General features: G+C 29.8%; 16 protein-coding genes. 1 reads left to right on the plus strand and 15 read right to left on the minus strand.

Going from position 1 to position 16,023, the window contains the following annotated elements; translation table 11 throughout:
- Window position 1: 1 nt before the first annotated feature.
- From coaD to I4V63_RS02275, 5 genes are all read right to left on the minus strand, one after another.
- Window positions 2-481 (minus strand): pantetheine-phosphate adenylyltransferase, encoded by a 480-nt coding sequence (gene coaD, locus I4V63_RS02255; RefSeq protein ID WP_195999681.1) that lies wholly within the window; start codon window positions 479-481, stop codon window positions 2-4.
- Between the two features lie 15 nt (window positions 482-496).
- Window positions 497-1,048, minus strand: coding sequence for a 16S rRNA (guanine(966)-N(2))-methyltransferase RsmD (rsmD, locus tag I4V63_RS02260; protein ID WP_195999682.1), 552 nt, complete (start codon window positions 1,046-1,048; stop codon window positions 497-499).
- A gap of 374 nt (window positions 1,049-1,422) precedes the next feature.
- On the minus strand, window positions 1,423-3,453 hold the full coding sequence (gene recG, locus I4V63_RS02265; protein ID WP_195999683.1) for an ATP-dependent DNA helicase RecG: 2,031 nt from the start codon (window positions 3,451-3,453) through the stop codon (window positions 1,423-1,425).
- A 157-nt stretch (window positions 3,454-3,610) separates the two neighbouring features.
- Entirely contained in the window at window positions 3,611-5,257 is a 1,647-nt protein-coding gene (locus I4V63_RS02270) for a DAK2 domain-containing protein (protein WP_195999684.1), read from the minus strand.
- Between the two features lie 11 nt (window positions 5,258-5,268).
- A complete protein-coding gene (locus tag I4V63_RS02275) occupies window positions 5,269-5,619 on the minus strand; it encodes an Asp23/Gls24 family envelope stress response protein (RefSeq protein ID WP_195999685.1) in 351 nt (116 codons plus the stop codon).
- A 220-nt stretch (window positions 5,620-5,839) separates the two neighbouring features.
- On the opposite strand from I4V63_RS02275, the gene rpmB reads away from it, so the two are divergent.
- Complete coding sequence (gene rpmB / locus I4V63_RS02280; RefSeq protein ID WP_005213497.1) at window positions 5,840-6,031, plus strand: 50S ribosomal protein L28; 192 nt, start codon at window positions 5,840-5,842, stop codon at window positions 6,029-6,031.
- A gap of 329 nt (window positions 6,032-6,360) precedes the next feature.
- Here the strand turns inward: rpmB and I4V63_RS02285 are convergent, their stop codons facing one another.
- The 10 genes from I4V63_RS02285 to def form a co-directional block, all read right to left on the minus strand.
- On the minus strand, window positions 6,361-6,999 hold the full coding sequence (locus I4V63_RS02285; protein ID WP_195999686.1) for a thiamine diphosphokinase: 639 nt from the start codon (window positions 6,997-6,999) through the stop codon (window positions 6,361-6,363).
- Window positions 7,000-7,001: 2 nt separating this feature from the next.
- The gene (gene rpe, locus I4V63_RS02290) at window positions 7,002-7,649 is read right to left on the minus strand and encodes a ribulose-phosphate 3-epimerase (protein ID WP_195999687.1); all 648 of its coding nucleotides are present in this window, start codon (window positions 7,647-7,649) and stop codon (window positions 7,002-7,004) included.
- Complete coding sequence (gene rsgA / locus I4V63_RS02295) at window positions 7,649-8,512, minus strand: ribosome small subunit-dependent GTPase A (protein WP_195999688.1); 864 nt, start codon at window positions 8,510-8,512, stop codon at window positions 7,649-7,651. The genes rpe and rsgA overlap by 1 nt, the downstream gene beginning before the upstream one ends.
- Window positions 8,513-8,679: 167 nt before the next feature.
- Entirely contained in the window at window positions 8,680-10,815 is a 2,136-nt protein-coding gene (pknB, locus tag I4V63_RS02300) for a Stk1 family PASTA domain-containing Ser/Thr kinase (protein WP_195999689.1), read from the minus strand.
- Window positions 10,816-10,817: 2 nt separating this feature from the next.
- The gene (locus I4V63_RS02305; protein WP_195999690.1) at window positions 10,818-11,534 is read right to left on the minus strand and encodes a Stp1/IreP family PP2C-type Ser/Thr phosphatase; all 717 of its coding nucleotides are present in this window, start codon (window positions 11,532-11,534) and stop codon (window positions 10,818-10,820) included.
- Between the two features lie 16 nt (window positions 11,535-11,550).
- Window positions 11,551-12,582: a 23S rRNA (adenine(2503)-C(2))-methyltransferase RlmN gene (gene rlmN / locus I4V63_RS02310; protein ID WP_195999691.1), complete on the minus strand. Its 1,032-nt coding sequence runs from the start codon at window positions 12,580-12,582 to the stop codon at window positions 11,551-11,553.
- An 11-nt stretch (window positions 12,583-12,593) separates the two neighbouring features.
- Window positions 12,594-13,907 (minus strand): 16S rRNA (cytosine(967)-C(5))-methyltransferase RsmB, encoded by a 1,314-nt coding sequence (gene rsmB, locus I4V63_RS02315; RefSeq protein WP_195999692.1) that lies wholly within the window; start codon window positions 13,905-13,907, stop codon window positions 12,594-12,596.
- Between the two features lie 10 nt (window positions 13,908-13,917).
- Window positions 13,918-14,610, minus strand: coding sequence for a zinc metallopeptidase (locus I4V63_RS02320; RefSeq protein WP_195999770.1), 693 nt, complete (start codon window positions 14,608-14,610; stop codon window positions 13,918-13,920).
- Between the two features lie 20 nt (window positions 14,611-14,630).
- Window positions 14,631-15,557 (minus strand): methionyl-tRNA formyltransferase, encoded by a 927-nt coding sequence (gene fmt / locus I4V63_RS02325; RefSeq protein ID WP_195999693.1) that lies wholly within the window; start codon window positions 15,555-15,557, stop codon window positions 14,631-14,633.
- Window positions 15,558-15,568: 11 nt separating this feature from the next.
- Window positions 15,569-16,012, minus strand: a complete 444-nt coding sequence (gene def / locus I4V63_RS02330; protein ID WP_195999694.1) for a peptide deformylase — start codon at window positions 16,010-16,012, stop codon at window positions 15,569-15,571.
- Window positions 16,013-16,023: the final 11 nt, after the last annotated feature.

Genomic DNA, 16,023 nt, shown 5'->3' on the forward strand with positions numbered 1-16,023 from the left:
TCTATCCCTTAATTTTTCTAACAACATCTTCAACTATTTCATCTGGAACCAATCCATTAATTTTACCACCAAACTTTGCAACCTGCTTTACTGATGATGAACTTAAAAATGAATTTGCAGCGGCTGTAGTCATAAATAGTGTTTCAATCTCACAATCTAACTGAGAGTTCATAAGCGCCATTTGAAACTCATACTCAAAATCCGTTACAGCCCTTAATCCTTTAAGTATAACTTTTGCATTATGTCTTCTTGCTAAATCTACTAAAAGCCCATTAAAACTAACTACTTCTACATTTGGTAAATGTGCTGTTACCTTTTTTATTAGTTCTACTCTCTCTTCAATAGAAAACAACCCTACTTTATCAATATTAACCAATACACCAACTATAAGCTTATCAAATACTTTAGATCCTCTCGTAATAATATCTAAATGTCCATTAGTAATAGGATCAAAACTCCCTGGATAAATCGCTACTCTCATATTCTTCTCCCTAAGTTAATTGATTTTATAATAACAAACCGTTGTGTTACCATATTTCTTAGATTTATATAACTTTATACTACCATAGCCTTCATATATTTCTTCTATAGAATCTATTTTAGTGACTATAATACCATCTTCATTTAACATTTTATTTTCTTCTATAATTTTCATTGCCTCAGGAATCATCTCTTTACAGTATGGTGGGTCTATAAATATAACATCCATCATCTTTCCTTTTTTAGCTAAATCTCTTAACACATCATATGAATCCTTATTTAAAGGAAAACAAAAATCATCAAACTTTAAATTATCAACATTTTCTTTTAATAATGGAAATGTTACAGCACTCTTATCTACTAAATATACCTCTTTAGCACCTCTGCTCGCCGCTTCTAAACCTAAGCTACCAGTTCCAGCAAATACATCAATTACTACCGCATCTAATAAATGATTTTGTATAGTACTAAACATAGCTTCTTTAACTCTATCTAAAGTCGGTCTAGTTTCCATAGTTGCTGGAGGTATTAACTTACGTCCTCTTGCTTTTCCTGCTATAATTCTCATTTAATTTCCTCCTTTGTCATTAACATAATAATTCTAACATATAATTAATTTATTAACAATTTTTTTATTAAGCTAAACTTACTATTCACTTTTACTCATTAGGGAAAATCTATTTAATCAAGTTAAAATGTTAATATTCACAATGAATAATAATAATCTTAAGCAAATCCACTCTTTCTTATAATCAGAATAAATAATTTCACCTAAACAACTTAAAACTTAAATATTAATTTAAATTAAAGCACTACTCATTTCAGTCGGATGAGTAAGTTCATCTAGCCAAATTAAAATTTGAAGGCTAATTTAAGGAAACTCCTCCTCATTTCTGTCGGATGAGTAAGTTCACCTGACCAAATTAAAATTTGGAGGTTCACTTAATTAAAACAAATGTATTTACTCCATCGTTCCAATGAATTTTTAACTTCGTTACAGAACCTTACCTTTTCTGGTTCATCTGAATCAAGTAGCAATGTTGCTTCACTTTTAGCACATTTTAATATATTTAAATCATCATATATATTTGCTAAAATAAATTCTTCATCTCCACTTTGCCTTCTACCAAACATTTCACCAGAACCTCTTAATTTTAAATCCTCTTCTGATATATAAAATCCATCAGTGGAAGTTGTCATTATTTCCATTCTCTTTTTAGTATTTTCACTTTTCGCCTTTGCAATTAAGAAACAATACGATTCATAGCTACCCCTACCAACTCTTCCCCTCAGTTGATGTAACTGTGCAAGCCCAAATCTTTCTGCATTTTCAATTATCATTACAGAAGCGTTAGGTACATTAACTCCAACTTCAATAACTGTTGTTGAAATAATAGCTTTAGTTTCATTATTTTTAAATCTTCCTATTATATCATCTTTTTCTTTTGGTTTCATTTTTCCATGAAGAATTTCTATTGGTATACCTCTAAACATACCATCACTTAATTCATTATAAAGTTTTTCTACAGAATTTAGCTTCATATCTTCATCTTCCTCAATTAATGGGCATACTATGTAAACCTGTCTACCCTTCTCTATTTCATCCAAAGCTAAATCATAAGCAGAATTTCTCTCATTCTCATTAAAAAATCTTGTATCTATAGGTTTTCTTCCAGGTGGAAGCTGATCTATAGCTGAAATATCCAAATCCGAATAAACATACAACGCTAAAGTTCTTGGAATTGGTGTAGCTGTCATTACCATTACATCAGGTCTTCTTCCCTTATTAATCAATCTACTCCTTTGCTCAACACCAAATCTATGCTGTTCATCCGTAATTACCATACCTAAATTTTTAAAATCAACATCTTCTTGTATCAACGCATGGGTACCAATTACAATAAGTGGCTCATCTGTTGTAATAAGTTCTTTAATACGCCTCTTTTCTTTCATCGACGTACTTCCAGTTAATAATTCTATATGTATATTAAATGGTTCTAATAATTTCTTAGCTTCTAAATAATGTTGATTTGCTAATATTTCTGTTGGCACCATTAATGTAGCTTGATACCCGTTTTTGACTACATTAAACATTGCAATTAATGCAACTACTGTTTTCCCACTCCCAACATCACCTTGAACTAATCGATTCATTGGCCATGGACTTTTTTGATCTCTTAATATTTCTCGTACAACCCTCGTTTGTGCTTCTGTTAAACTATATGGAAGCGCCGCCTTTAAATCTCTTAATTCATCAACTAATTGAAATGTAATCCCATTTTTAGTTCTAAGATTCTTTTTTAACATTAAAAGCTTCATTGAATAAGTAAATAGTTCTTGAAACTTTAACCTATTTATTGCTAATTCAAGTTCCCTTCTTCCCTTAGGAAAATGTATATTTTTAATAGCAAAATCTAAATTAGTCATTTTATATTTATCTAATAAATATTGAGGTAAATTATCTTTAATTGTTATTTGTTCTAGACATGTTCCTATAAGCTTAATTAAAACCTTATCACTTAAATCACCTTTTAAACTATATTTAGGCACTATTTCGTTTTCTTTTGCCATTTTAACCCCTATAATAGGATTAATAACTTCTAATCTATTAGTTACCCTTTTGAATTTTCCCATTAAGTCATAACTTTCACCTATTTTAAAAGTATTTTTAATAAATCCTTGATTAAACCATTTACCAACAACTAAATTACCTAAATAGTTAAATCTAATAGTTGTTAAAGTTTTTCCTGTTTTAGTTCTAACATCTCTATCTATTCCAACACAAACACAGGATAAAACTTGTTTATCCTCTTCATCAATTTCATTAAAAGGAATATTACTTCTTAAAAACTCATAATCCCTTGGAAAATATAAAAGCAAATCCAAAACTGAAAAAATCCCACATTTATTTAACTTTTCTAGAAGCTTTGGTCCAACTCCCTTTAAACATTTTACATCTTGCGATATATCCATAAAACTTCTCCTAATCTGCAAAATTACAAATATCTTTTACGAAACTGTAAAATAATAAATACAATACAATTTGTTATAAAATCCTAAATATAATTTTATAATAGTATAATAAAAAAATAAAGCACAAGAAGATAATCTCCCTGTACTTTATAAATAATTATTCTACAGCCATTATGAAGTAATATAAAGGTTGATCCCCTTTGTAGAATTGTACATCACAATCTTCATATTTTTCTTCTAACTTTTCTGTAAATTCTTCTATTTTACTTTCATCTACATCCTTGCCATAGAAAACAGTTATAAGTTCACTATCTTCATCAACCATAGATCCAAGAACTTCTTCTGCTACATCAAAGTAATCATTACCAACCTTATTGATCTTACCTTCAACAAGACCTAACATATTACCTTCTTTAATTTCAATACCATCCATTTCAGTATCTCTAACTGCATAAGTAACAGAGCCTGTCTTAACAAGTTCTAATGCTTCCATTAATGCAGCTTCATTTTCATCTACTTCATTCTCTGCATTGAACATTGTTATACACGTTATCCCTTGAGGAATACTCTTAGTTGGTATAACTCTAACATCCTTTTCAGAAATTTCAGAAGCTTGAGTAGCTGCCATGATTATATTTTTATTATTAGGTAAAATAAATATATGATCTGCATTTAATTTCGAAATACATTCCATCATATCTTGAGTAGATGGATTCATTGTTTGACCACCTTCAATAACATAGTCAACCCCTAAATCTTTTAAAACATGAGTTATTCCTTCACCCATAGCTACTGAAATAAATGCATATTTTTTCTTTTCTGCTGCAACTTCAGCTTCAACTTCTTCTTGCTTTGCAGCTTCTTGTTCTTCCTTAGAAGTTAAAAGTTCTCTATGCTCTTCTCTCATATTATCTATTTTAATCTTAGATAATTCACCAACAGCCACAGCTTTAGATAACACTAATCCTGGATCATTTGTGTGGATATGTACCTTAATAACATCATCATATCCAACTACGATCATAGAATCTCCTAATGGTTCTATTTCATCTTGGAATGCTTTTGCTTTTGAAGCATCTCCTAATATAATAAATTCTGTACAATAACCAAATTTTATATCAATTTCTTCAGTCCCTTGTGCATTTGTTCCTGTTGAACCATTAGCTACTATATCTTTTATCTCAGCCTTTATATCTTCTTTTAAAGCATCATGCATACCTTGTAATATGATATATAGTCCCATACCACCTGAATCAACAACTTTAGCTTTTTTAAGTGCTGGTAAAAGATCTGGAGTTCTATCAAGCATTACTTTTGCTTCTTTAACCACTTCATTTAAAAGTTCAACTACATCAGTTTTATCACTTTTTACAGCGCCTTCTGATGCTGCTCTAATTACAGAAAGTATAGTACCTTCTGTTGGCTTCATAACAGCCTTATATGCAGCTTTACTTCCTTCAACAAAGGCATTAGCTAATTCAGCACTATCTACACTTGTTTTACCTTCTAATCCCTTAGAAATTCCTCTAAGTATTTGAGATAAAATAACTCCTGAATTCCCTCTTGCTCCCATTAAAGCACCCTTAGCTAACTTTTTAGAAGTTTCGCCAATAGATTCTGAGTTTAAGTTTTCAATTTCTTTAACTGCAGCTTTAAATGTCATTGACATATTTGTTCCAGTATCACCATCTGGTACTGGAAATACATTTAAAGCATTAACAAAGTCACTTTCCTCTAACAATCTATTACTAGCATTAACAACCATGTTATAAAAATCATGGCCGTTTATTCTATCATATTTCATCCTGTTCCCTCCTAGACTCTAACCGCTTGAACATTAACCGTAACTGAAGCAACCTTTAGTCCAGTATAATTTTCAACACTATAACGTACCTTTTGAATAATATTATTAGCTATTACAGAAATTTTAGTTCCGTATTCAACCATTATAGATAATTCAATTACTAATTTATCTTCATCATTAAAACTTAATTTAACACCCTTACTTAAATTCTCAATTCTCATTAACTCCCATAAGCCTTCTGTAGCATTCTTAGATACCATACCAACAACACCATAACATTCCATTGTTGATAATCCTACTATTTTTGCTAATACTTCTTCAGAGTAATGTATACTTCCAAGGTCATTTGAATATCCTACCATAGAAACTCCTCCTTTTTTATCTTTCCATATAAAACATTGTATATTAGTTACTATATTAATTCAAGAGAATTTATCCTTTTCATTCTTCATTTACCGTCATATTATAATTTTTTTAAATATTTTTTTTAAATAGCCTTGCTTTTTTTATATAACTTATGTTAAAATCAATTTTGTCCTATTGAAGAGAAATTATCTTCATATAATAAGGAGGTGTTTTCAAGTGGCAAGAAGATGCGAAGTTTGTAATAAAGGTGTAGTATCTGGAACTCAATACTCACACTCACATCGTCAATCTAAGAGAACTTGGGCTCCTAACATAAAGAGAGTAAAGGCTTTAGTTAACGGAACACCAAAAACTGTTCACGTTTGTACAAGATGTCTTAGATCTGGTAAGGTTGAAAGAGCAATATAAGTTCAAATAAAAAATGCAATTGATTATATCAATTGCATTTTTTATTTTCTTATTTTAATAATTTTTTAAATAAAAGGCACACTATCCTTAATAACATACGTTATCTTTTTCTCATATGTACTTATTTCTTTCTAGTAAAAAATTTAATAATTGATGATAAAAATTTAGGTAACTTAATTGCTACGATCTTCATTCTTCTCCCCCCATTCATTGACCCTCTAACAAACTTTGTGCTATTTACTTTTTGCAAAATAAAAAAACACCATTCCTTACTACTAATTGTATGCAGTAAAAAGTGAAATGGTGCATGTTTTTTTTATTTTTTATTTTTAATCTCTTGAAAATATTATAAGTATGTTTCCATTAGAAAGTTCTATTCCTATTTCCTCTGAAACAAATTCATTTGAAACAGTTCGCGAATCTCCAACTTCTAAATTATATTTATTTAATTCATATTTTGCTTTATTAATAGAAAATTCTTTTATAGTTTCATTATATGCTAAGAAAGATATATATTTATACTCTTTTTCATTTTTTATATTTGTATTAGTGTTTACCAATAACATTTTATTCATATCATCAATAATTTCCGCTCTAACATTTGATTTCAGCGCTTTTAACAATAACCCTAAATTTCCTAATGTATGATCAAATCTTTGCCCTGTAGCTCCTAAAAAATAGATTTCAGTTACCCCACTAGAAATAGCAACCTCAAAAGCTTCCTCTGAATCAGTAAAATCTTTTTCACATTTATATTTATATTTTATAGAGCCTCTCTTTTCTAACTCTTCAATAACCTCTGTATTAGAAGAATCAAAGTCACCTACTATATAATCAGGCTTTATATCTAAATTATAAAGATAATTACATCCTTTATCTACTCCAATAATTAAATCACAAGAGTTTGCATACTTCATTATAATTTTATCCTCAGGCTTTACCCCTCCAGACATTATTAAACACTTCATTACTACACTCTTAATGATTTAATATTTTGTTCTATATTTCCACCTTTAAACACAGCTGATCCAGCAACAATTACATTTGCTCCTGCTTCAACAACATCCTTAACATTATTGCTATCTATTCCACCATCAACTTGGATTAATATATCTTTGTTATTTGCTTCAATCGCCATTTGCTTTACTTCCTTAATTTTATCTAAAGAGTAAGGAATGAAACTTTGTCCTCCAAATCCAGGATTCACAGACATTATTAAAACCATATCTAAGATTCCAATAATATTTTTTAATACAACAGTTGGAGTTGCAGGGTTTAAAGCTACTGCCGCTTTAATACCTTTAGATTTAATATATTGAACAGCTCTATCTAAATGTTTTTCTGCTTCATAATGTAAAGTTATTATATCTGCTCCTGCATCTATAAAATCATCTATGTACCTTTGTGGATTATTAATCATTAAGTGAACATCAAAAACCTTATCTGTTTTATTTCTTATTGCTTTAATTACAGGCATACCAAATGATATATTAGGTACGAACTCTCCATCCATTACATCTATGTGAATAAAGTCTGCTCCTGCATCATGAAGCCTTATAACTTCTTCTCCTAATTTTGAAAAATCTGCTGATAATATTGACGGTGCTATTTTAACCATTAATATTTCCTCCCATCCATTATTTCTTGTAGTGTCTTTATATAAAAATCATATCTTACCTTATTGATTTTTCCCTCTTCCACTGCATTTTTAACTGCGCAGCTAGGTTCCTTATAGTGTGAACAACCTCTAAACTTACATTTATTATTATACTCCTCAAACTCTGGAAAGCAATATTTCAAATCATCTTTTTCTATAAAAGTAACCTCTAATGTTGAAAATCCGGGTGTATCAACTATGTATCCATCTTGTACATCAATAAGCTCACTATGTCTTGTAGTATGTTTTCCTCTTCCTAGCTTATTAGAAACCTCACCAGTTTCCATATGATATTTTTCAGTTAATGTATTAATTAACGTTGATTTTCCCGCTCCAGATGGACCACAAAGTACAGTTACATTACCATCTAATTTTTCTTTTAAAACTTCAACACCTAATCCCTTCTTAGCATTAATATATAATACCTCATAACCTATAGAATTAATTTTTTCTTTAACAATTTCTCTTTCTTCATCAGATACTAAATCTACTTTATTTAAACAAACAATGGCTTTTATATTATTATGTTCGCATAATACTAAAAATCTATTCAATAAATCATAATTAATATCTGGATTCTTAATTGCAAAAACAACAAATGCCTGAGTTACATTAGCAACTGTTGGTCTAATAAGTTCTGATATTCTTTCATGTATTTCAGAAATAACACCTTTCCCATTCTCTACTACTATTTCTACGTCATCTCCAACAAGAGGTTTCATATCCCTATGTCTAAACTTTCCTCTTGCTTTACACTCTATTAGTCCATCAGTAGTTTTTACATAATAAAACCCACCAATTCCTTTGATTATTTTTCCTTTCATAGTACCTCCAAAATTTTTACTCTTCTTAATTATAATAAACACTATTATAAAACAATTGCAATATTTTATTTTATAAAATTTAAAAAAATGAGATTACACTATGGTAATCCCATTTTATACTTTCTAACTTTAATATTATTATCAACTAAAAAATATTTGTTTATATTTTAACTCACAGAATCAGTGGCTATGCCAGTATCATAATTATTATTTGTTGTAGTATCTGTAACATCTTCACCTGTACTTGGTTTTGTATCAGTTGGTTGATCTTCACCGTCATTATCACTATTATCGCTGTTATTATTATTATTATTATTATTATTAGATGAAATAACTTTTTCTATTTGTATTTTAACACTTTCACCTTTTTTTATTTTACTATTAAATCCTTTTACAACATATGAAGCCATATCCCCATCTTGAGGTGTCCCACCAGAAATACTATATGATATTCCTGCAGAACTTAAATTACTTACTGCATCATTTAATGCCATTCCAACACTAATATATTGACTAACATCTATTGAAGTTTCTGTGTACTTTCCATAAGTAAGTGTTATAGCAGATCCACTTGATACTTTAGTACCTGCTTCAATAGTTTGATTTAACACTAGACCATTTTCTGATTCATTTTCTGTTTGCTGCTCTTTTAGTTTTACAACTAATCCTAAGCCCTCTAACTCACTCTTCGCATTATCAACATTTTGCCCTAAGTAATTTGAAACTGAAACGTACTTTACTTCTGGCCCTTTACTAATTGTAAGTTCGATTATTGTTCCGGTTGGTACTTCAGTACCCTTATCTGGTGATTGCTTTATTAGATATCCATATTCTACACTATTACTATATTCTTCCGTAATATTATACTTTAATCCTTTTTGTTCTAAAAAGTCCTTAATATAGTTAATTTCTCTATCTCTTAAATCCGGCACAGTAATTTTTTCTAATCCACCTGAAACCTTAACATTAATTGTATCACCCTTTTTTGCAGTTCCATGGGCTTCTGGTGACATTTCTAGTATTGTACCTTCCTCTTTATCACTCTCAACTGTTTCTATAATATTTATTTTTAATCCTACTTTTTCTAATTCTTTTGTAGCATCATCAGTTAACATTCCAACAATATTAGGAATTGTAACATTTTTAACCTTAGAACCACCAATCAATCCACTTCCAAAAGTAATTCCAAGCATCAAAGCTAAAACTATAACAATTATACCTACTATAATTCCAATATTTCTATTTCCTTTTTTTGAAGTTCCTTTATTCTTAAAGACTTCTTTTCTTTCATCCTCATCATCATCATCATCGTCATCATCATAATCATTTTCAAAATCAGATTTAGTATAAAGATTATTACTATTTTGTTTAGGTGGTACATTTGTGGGTTGATTATTTAATAAATCTTCACTTCTTATAGGCTCCATTATGATAGTTCTTCCATCATCATAATTATCTCTAGCCCCAATATTCACACCTGGATTTTCCTTTATTTTTTGCAAATCATTTATTAGTTCTCTACAATTTTGATATCTATTAACACTTTCCTTACTCATACACTTGACAATTAAATTATTTAAACTATCTGGTATGGATGGATTTTGTTTTTTAGGTTCAATTGGCTCTGACTGAATATGTTTTAATGCTATTGTAACTGGAGATTCTCCATCAAAGGGAAGTACACCTGTTACCATTTCATATAACACAACTCCTAAAGAATAAATATCAGACCTTAAGTCTATGAATGCTCCTTTAGCTTGTTCTGGTGATAAATAATGAGCAGATCCCATAATTGTAGTTGTATTTGTTATAGTTGCCGAAGTTGAACTTTTAGCTATTCCAAAATCAGTGACTTTAACTAATCCATTTTCTGTAACTAAAATATTTTGCGGTTTAACATCTCTATGAATAATATTGTTTTTATGTGCACACTCTAATGCCTTTGCTATTTGAATCGCAATACTTATAGCTGTAGAATAGCTTAATTTTTCACTACCGACAATTAATTCCTTTAAAGTTTTGCCATTAACATATTCCATAACAAAGTAATCAACATTTTCTTCTTCTTCATGTCCAACATCCAATACATTTACAATATTAGCATCTGAGAAATTAGCTACCGCTGTAGCTTCTTTTTTAAATTTGTCTGATATATCTTTGTTATTGGCGAATTCCTTTTTTAATATTTTTACAGCAACTAATCTACTTAGCTTATTATCTCTAGCCTTATAAACAATAGCCATTCCACCTTCGCCAATCTTTTCCATCAGCTCATATCTATTCCCTAATACTTCACCGATCATCTCTACACCTCTCCTCCAAATAGCAAGACCGTAATATTATCTCTTCCCCCTCGACTTTTCGCTAATAAAACTAACTTGTCACAGGCATGATTGTAGTCATTAACTTCATTTATTTCTTCCAAAATTTCTTCATTTAACACTTCATTTGATAATCCATCTGTACACAATAAATATTTATCATAAGAACTCAAATCATATTTAAATATATCAATCTTTACTATATTGTTTGTGCCTAATGCACGTGTAATAACATTTTTCTTTGGATGATTTCTTCCTTCTTCTTCTGTAATTGTTCCAGAATCAATTAACTCTTGAACTAAAGAATGATCTTTAGTAATTTTTACTATTATATCATTCTTTATGCCAAAACAACTACTGTCTCCAACATTAGCAATAATAATTTCTGCATTACTAATTAATGCTGCTACTAAGGTAGTACCCATTCCTCTATACTCACTGCCATTTGTTGCACTTTCATAAATTTTAGAATTAGCAAAATTCACAGCATTTTCAAGAACTGCACTTCCTTCATTCTCATAATTATCTCTCACATAAGCCTTAACAGTATCAACAGCTATTTTGCTGGCTACTTCACCAGCATTATGACCACCCATACCATCAGCTACTACATATAATCTATATCTAGGCTCTTCAATGTATCCAGCATAATCCTCGTTCAATGTCCTTACTACACCTACATCACTTTTTATACCAACCATTTTATTCTTCGCCCCTTTATTTTTGTGTCTCTAAATAACTTCTTCTAAGCTGACCACATGCAGCATTAATATCTGTACCCATTTCTCTTCTAACTGTCACTTCTATTCCATGTACTTTTAATATTTCTTCAAAGTCTTCAATAGTTTTTCTAGATGGTCTTTTTAATGTGTTTTCTTTTATCTCATTTACTGGAATTAAATTCACATGACCATTCATATCTTTTAAAAGCTTAGATAATGATTTTGCATCCTCTTTACTATCATTAACTCCTGATACTAACGAATATTCATAGGTAATTCTACGCCCCGTTTTATTCATATAATACTTACAAGCGTCTAATATCTCTGCAATAGTATATTTATTAGCTATAGGCATTATAACCTTTCTTTTTTCATCACTAAATGCATGTAAAGAAATAGCTAGAGTAATACTTAAATCCAAATCTGCTAATTCAATTATTTTTGGTACAATTCCACAAGTCGATAAAGTAATATGTCTTTGACCTATATTTAATCCATATTCAGCATTAACTAATTTTAAAAACTTCACGACATTTTCAAAGTTATCAAGTGGTTCTCCACTTCCCATTAATACTACATTAGAAATTCTTTCCCCTAAATACTTTTGTGCAACCATAATTTCTGCTAAAATTTCTCCTGCACTTAAGTCTCTTATTCTCCCGCCGATTGTAGAGGCGCAAAATTTGCACCCCATTCTACAACCAACTTGAGTAGATATACAAATTGAATTTCCATGTTTGTATTTCATAAGAACACATTCAATTAAATTATCATCCTTCATAGATAATAATATCTTTTTAGTATCATCTACACTAGATTCATATACTTCAATTATTTTAGGAATATCTATAATAAAGTTTTCCTTTAATTTTTCCTTTAAAGATCCAGGAATGTTTTTCATGCCATCAAAATTCCATACATCTTTATATATCCATGAAAAAATTTGCTTTGCTCTAAAAGCACTTTCTCCATTTTCCTTCATCCAGCTTTGTAATTCCTCTAATGTAAAATCTAAAATATTATACATTTGTTCACCTACTATTTCTTGCTTATCTTAGCAACAAAGAAACCATCCATATACTCATTTGGTAATATTGTTAATGAACCATCATTATTGTATATAAAGTTATCCATGTTTCCTAAGAATATCTTTTCTACCTTAGCATCCTTATATTTATTTAAGAACCATTCAATATTATCTTGATTTTCTTCAACATTTAAAGTACAAGTTGAATAAAGCATAGTTCCTCCTGTTTTTAAATATGTCCAAGCATTTTCCATAATAGCTCTTTGAGTTGGTACTAAATCCTTAAGAGACTTTCTTGATTTATTCCATTTAATTTCTGGCTTCTTTCTTATTATTCCAAGACCTGAACAAGGAACATCAATTAAAATCTTATCTGCAAATTCAACATATTTAGAATCTAATTTAGTTGCATCCATTACTTCTACTTCAACATCATTTAATCCTAATCTTTCTAAGTTTTCCTTAATTAAAGATAACTTATTTTCATGTAAATCAAAAGAATATACTTTTCCTTCTCCTTCTAAAAGTTCAGCCATATGAGTAGTTTTTCCACCTGGAGCAGCACAAAGATCTAATGCTATATCTCCTTTTTTCAAGTCTAAAAGTGGTGTTACAATCATAGCACTTTCATCTTGAACTGTTATTAAACCTTCTCTAAATAACTCATTATTTTCTATAGAACTACCACCTTTTATTATTATAGCTTCTGGACAAGCATATCCTTCTTCTATATCGTAGCCCATTTCCTCAAGTCTTTCGTAAACTTCATCATAATCAGCCTTGCTCGTATTAACTCTTACCGTTACTTTAGGTGTAGCATTTAATCCTGCTAATATCTTTCTTCCATTTTCTTCACCATATTGTTTATAGATCATTCTAATAAACCATGGTTCATAAGAATATTGATATACTAATCTATCAATTTTATCCTTAACATCCATATCATCAGGATTCTTAGTGTAACTTCTTAGTATTCCGTTCACTAATTTAGAATCTTGAACTGAAATTTGTTTTGCTAATTCAACAGCCTCATTACAAGCTGCAAATTCTGGAACTTTATCCAAGAAATGCATTTGATAAATTGCCATTCTTAATATGTTTAAAACTCTTTCATCCATTAATGATATGTCTTTAATATAATTTGAGATTATCATATCTAATGTCTTTTTTCTTCTTATAGTTCCATAAACAAGTTCTGTTACTAAGGCTCTATCTTTTTCATTTAAATCTACTTCATTTAATTCATTAGATAAAACTAAATTAGAATAAGCCCCTTCAAGTAAAACTCTGTTAATTATGTTTAATGCTACTTCTCTACTATTCATACGTTACCTCTTAATCATTATTTCTATTGCTAATTGCAATTAATCTTATTAGTTGTAATATTGACATTAATGCTGCTGCTACATAAGTCATAGCTGCTGCACTTAAAACACTTTTAGCTCCTTTAATTTCATCACCATATAAAATATTTTTATTTTCTAATATATTTAAAGCTCTCTTAGATGCATTAAATTCTACTGGCAATGTAACTAATTGATAAAATACAGCTACAGTGAAAAATATAATTCCTAGATTCGTTAATACTGGAATACTAAATAATAATCCAAGCATAAAGATTATTATTGATGCTTGACTGCTAAAATTAACAGCTTTTGCTATAGATGTTCTTAGTACTAAAGGCTTATATGCTTGCGCATGTTGAATTGCATGCCCAACTTCATGTGCTGCTACACCTGCGGATGCTATGCTAGCTCTATGAAAAACTTCAGTAGATAATCTAATTTGCCTACTTACAGGGTCATAGTGATCAGTTAACTCACCTCTAACCTCTACTACAGGCACATCATAAAGACCTGCTGAGTCAAGTATCATTCTTGCAATATTTTCGCCAGTATACCCATTTATTGTTCTTACAGACTTATATTTCTTATAAGTACTACTAACTTTCGTTTGTGCCCAAAAAGCAATTATAACTGCCGGAAGCAATAAAATCATAGTTCTATCAAAATAAAATCCAGGATACATCATACACCTCTCCTTTCATATTATACTAATTTACATCCAACCTCAATATCTTTACCATTTATATATTGTTCAATCGTAAGTGGTTTTCCATTTGGAAATTGTATTTTTTTAACTAATAAAACACCTTCTCCACAAGAAATTTTCATTCCTTTTTTACTTACTTCTATTATAGTTCCTGCTTCTTTATTACTACTTTCACCTAAAACTTCTGATTCATAAATCTTCATATTTTCATCCTTATAAGTAGTATGTGCAATAGGTCTTGGATTAAGGCCTCTAATTAAATTATGGATAGATTTTGATGAATTATTCCAATTTATCTTACCTGTTTCTTTTGAAAGCATTTTAGCATAGCAAGTTTCTCCTTCTTGCTTTTCACCTTTAATGGAACCATCAACTAATCCTTCAATAGTTTTTATTAAAAGTTCTCCGCCTCTGCCCATTAAAATATCATGTAATTCTCCAGATGTCATATTTTCTGTAATTTCTACTTCATCTTTTAATAACATATCTCCTGTGTCTAATCCTACATCCATAAGCATTGTTGTGTTACCACTCTTTTTCTCACCATTAATTATAACCCAATTTAACGGTGCTGCACCTCTGTACATTGGTAATAATGAGGCATGTAAATTTATACATCCATACTTAGGTATATCTAACACTTCTTTAGTTAATATTTGGCCAAATGCTACTACTATTATAAAATCTGGCTTTAATTCCTTTAAATATTCCACTGCTTCTCTATCATCTTTCAACTTTTCAGGTTGAAACACTTTAATATCATGCTTTACAGCTACTTCTTTCACTGGAGAAAAGACCATTTTCTTTCCTCTTCCTCTTGGTCTATCTGGTTGCGTAAATACAGATTCTACACCAAACCTTTCTATTAAAGCTTCTAATGATGGAACAGCAAAATCAGGAGTTCCCATAAATACTATTTTCATTAACTTTCCTCCTATTTTACATGATCAATATATAATATACCATCTAAATGGTCATTTTCATGAAGTATAGCTCTTGCTAATAATTCTTCTCCTTCTAAAACAAATTGTTCACCTTTTTCATTAAATGCTCTTACTTTAACATAATTAGGTCTTTCAACTTGCTTTGTTTCTCCTGGTATACTTAAACATCCTTCATCATCACATTGAGTACCACTAGTTTCTAAAATTTCTGGATTTATGAATACCATAACTCCATTTTCATCACCAATATCTATAACAAATATTCTTTTAAGTATCCCTACTTGTGGTGCTGCTAACCCAACTCCATTTTCTTCATACATAGTGTCTATCATATCTTCAATAAGAGTAAGTTCTCTATTTGTTATTTCAACTACCTCTTTACACTTCTTTCTTAAAACATCATCACCAACAGTTCTAACTTTTCTTATTGCCATCTTTTTGTCCT

The organism is Clostridium sp. 1001271B_151109_B4 (assembly GCF_015670405.1).
Lineage (GTDB): Bacteria > Bacillota > Clostridia > Clostridiales > Clostridiaceae > Clostridium.

What these genes read in the sequence shown, in the direction of transcription:
- I4V63_RS02305 (WP_195999690.1), bottom strand. Translation starts at nt 11,534, where the DNA reads ATGGTTGGTATAAAAAGTGATGTAGGTGTAGTAAGGACATTGAACGAG.
- fmt (WP_195999693.1), bottom strand. Translation starts at nt 15,557, where the DNA reads ATGAAAATAGTATTTATGGGAACTCCTGATTTTGCTGTTCCATCATTA.
- coaD (WP_195999681.1), bottom strand. Translation starts at nt 481, where the DNA reads ATGAGAGTAGCGATTTATCCAGGGAGTTTTGATCCTATTACTAATGGA.
- rsmD (WP_195999682.1), bottom strand. Translation starts at nt 1,048, where the DNA reads ATGAGAATTATAGCAGGAAAAGCAAGAGGACGTAAGTTAATACCTCCA.
- def (WP_195999694.1), bottom strand. Translation starts at nt 16,012, where the DNA reads ATGGCAATAAGAAAAGTTAGAACTGTTGGTGATGATGTTTTAAGAAAG.
- rsgA (WP_195999688.1), bottom strand. Translation starts at nt 8,512, where the DNA reads ATGAAAGGAAAAATAATCAAAGGAATTGGTGGGTTTTATTATGTAAAA.
- I4V63_RS02275 (WP_195999685.1), bottom strand. Translation starts at nt 5,619, where the DNA reads ATGGTAGGATATTCAAATGACCTTGGAAGTATACATTACTCTGAAGAA.
- pknB (WP_195999689.1), bottom strand. Translation starts at nt 10,815, where the DNA reads ATGATCGGTGAAGTATTAGGGAATAGATATGAGCTGATGGAAAAGATT.
- recG (WP_195999683.1), bottom strand. Translation starts at nt 3,453, where the DNA reads ATGGATATATCGCAAGATGTAAAATGTTTAAAGGGAGTTGGACCAAAG.
- I4V63_RS02285 (WP_195999686.1), bottom strand. Translation starts at nt 6,999, where the DNA reads ATGAAGTGTTTAATAATGTCTGGAGGGGTAAAGCCTGAGGATAAAATT.
- I4V63_RS02270 (WP_195999684.1), bottom strand. Translation starts at nt 5,257, where the DNA reads ATGAAATATGATAGAATAAACGGCCATGATTTTTATAACATGGTTGTT.
- rsmB (WP_195999692.1), bottom strand. Translation starts at nt 13,907, where the DNA reads ATGAATAGTAGAGAAGTAGCATTAAACATAATTAACAGAGTTTTACTT.
- I4V63_RS02320 (WP_195999770.1), bottom strand. Translation starts at nt 14,610, where the DNA reads ATGTATCCTGGATTTTATTTTGATAGAACTATGATTTTATTGCTTCCG.
- rlmN (WP_195999691.1), bottom strand. Translation starts at nt 12,582, where the DNA reads ATGTATAATATTTTAGATTTTACATTAGAGGAATTACAAAGCTGGATG.
- rpe (WP_195999687.1), bottom strand. Translation starts at nt 7,649, where the DNA reads ATGGTTAAAATAGCACCGTCAATATTATCAGCAGATTTTTCAAAATTA.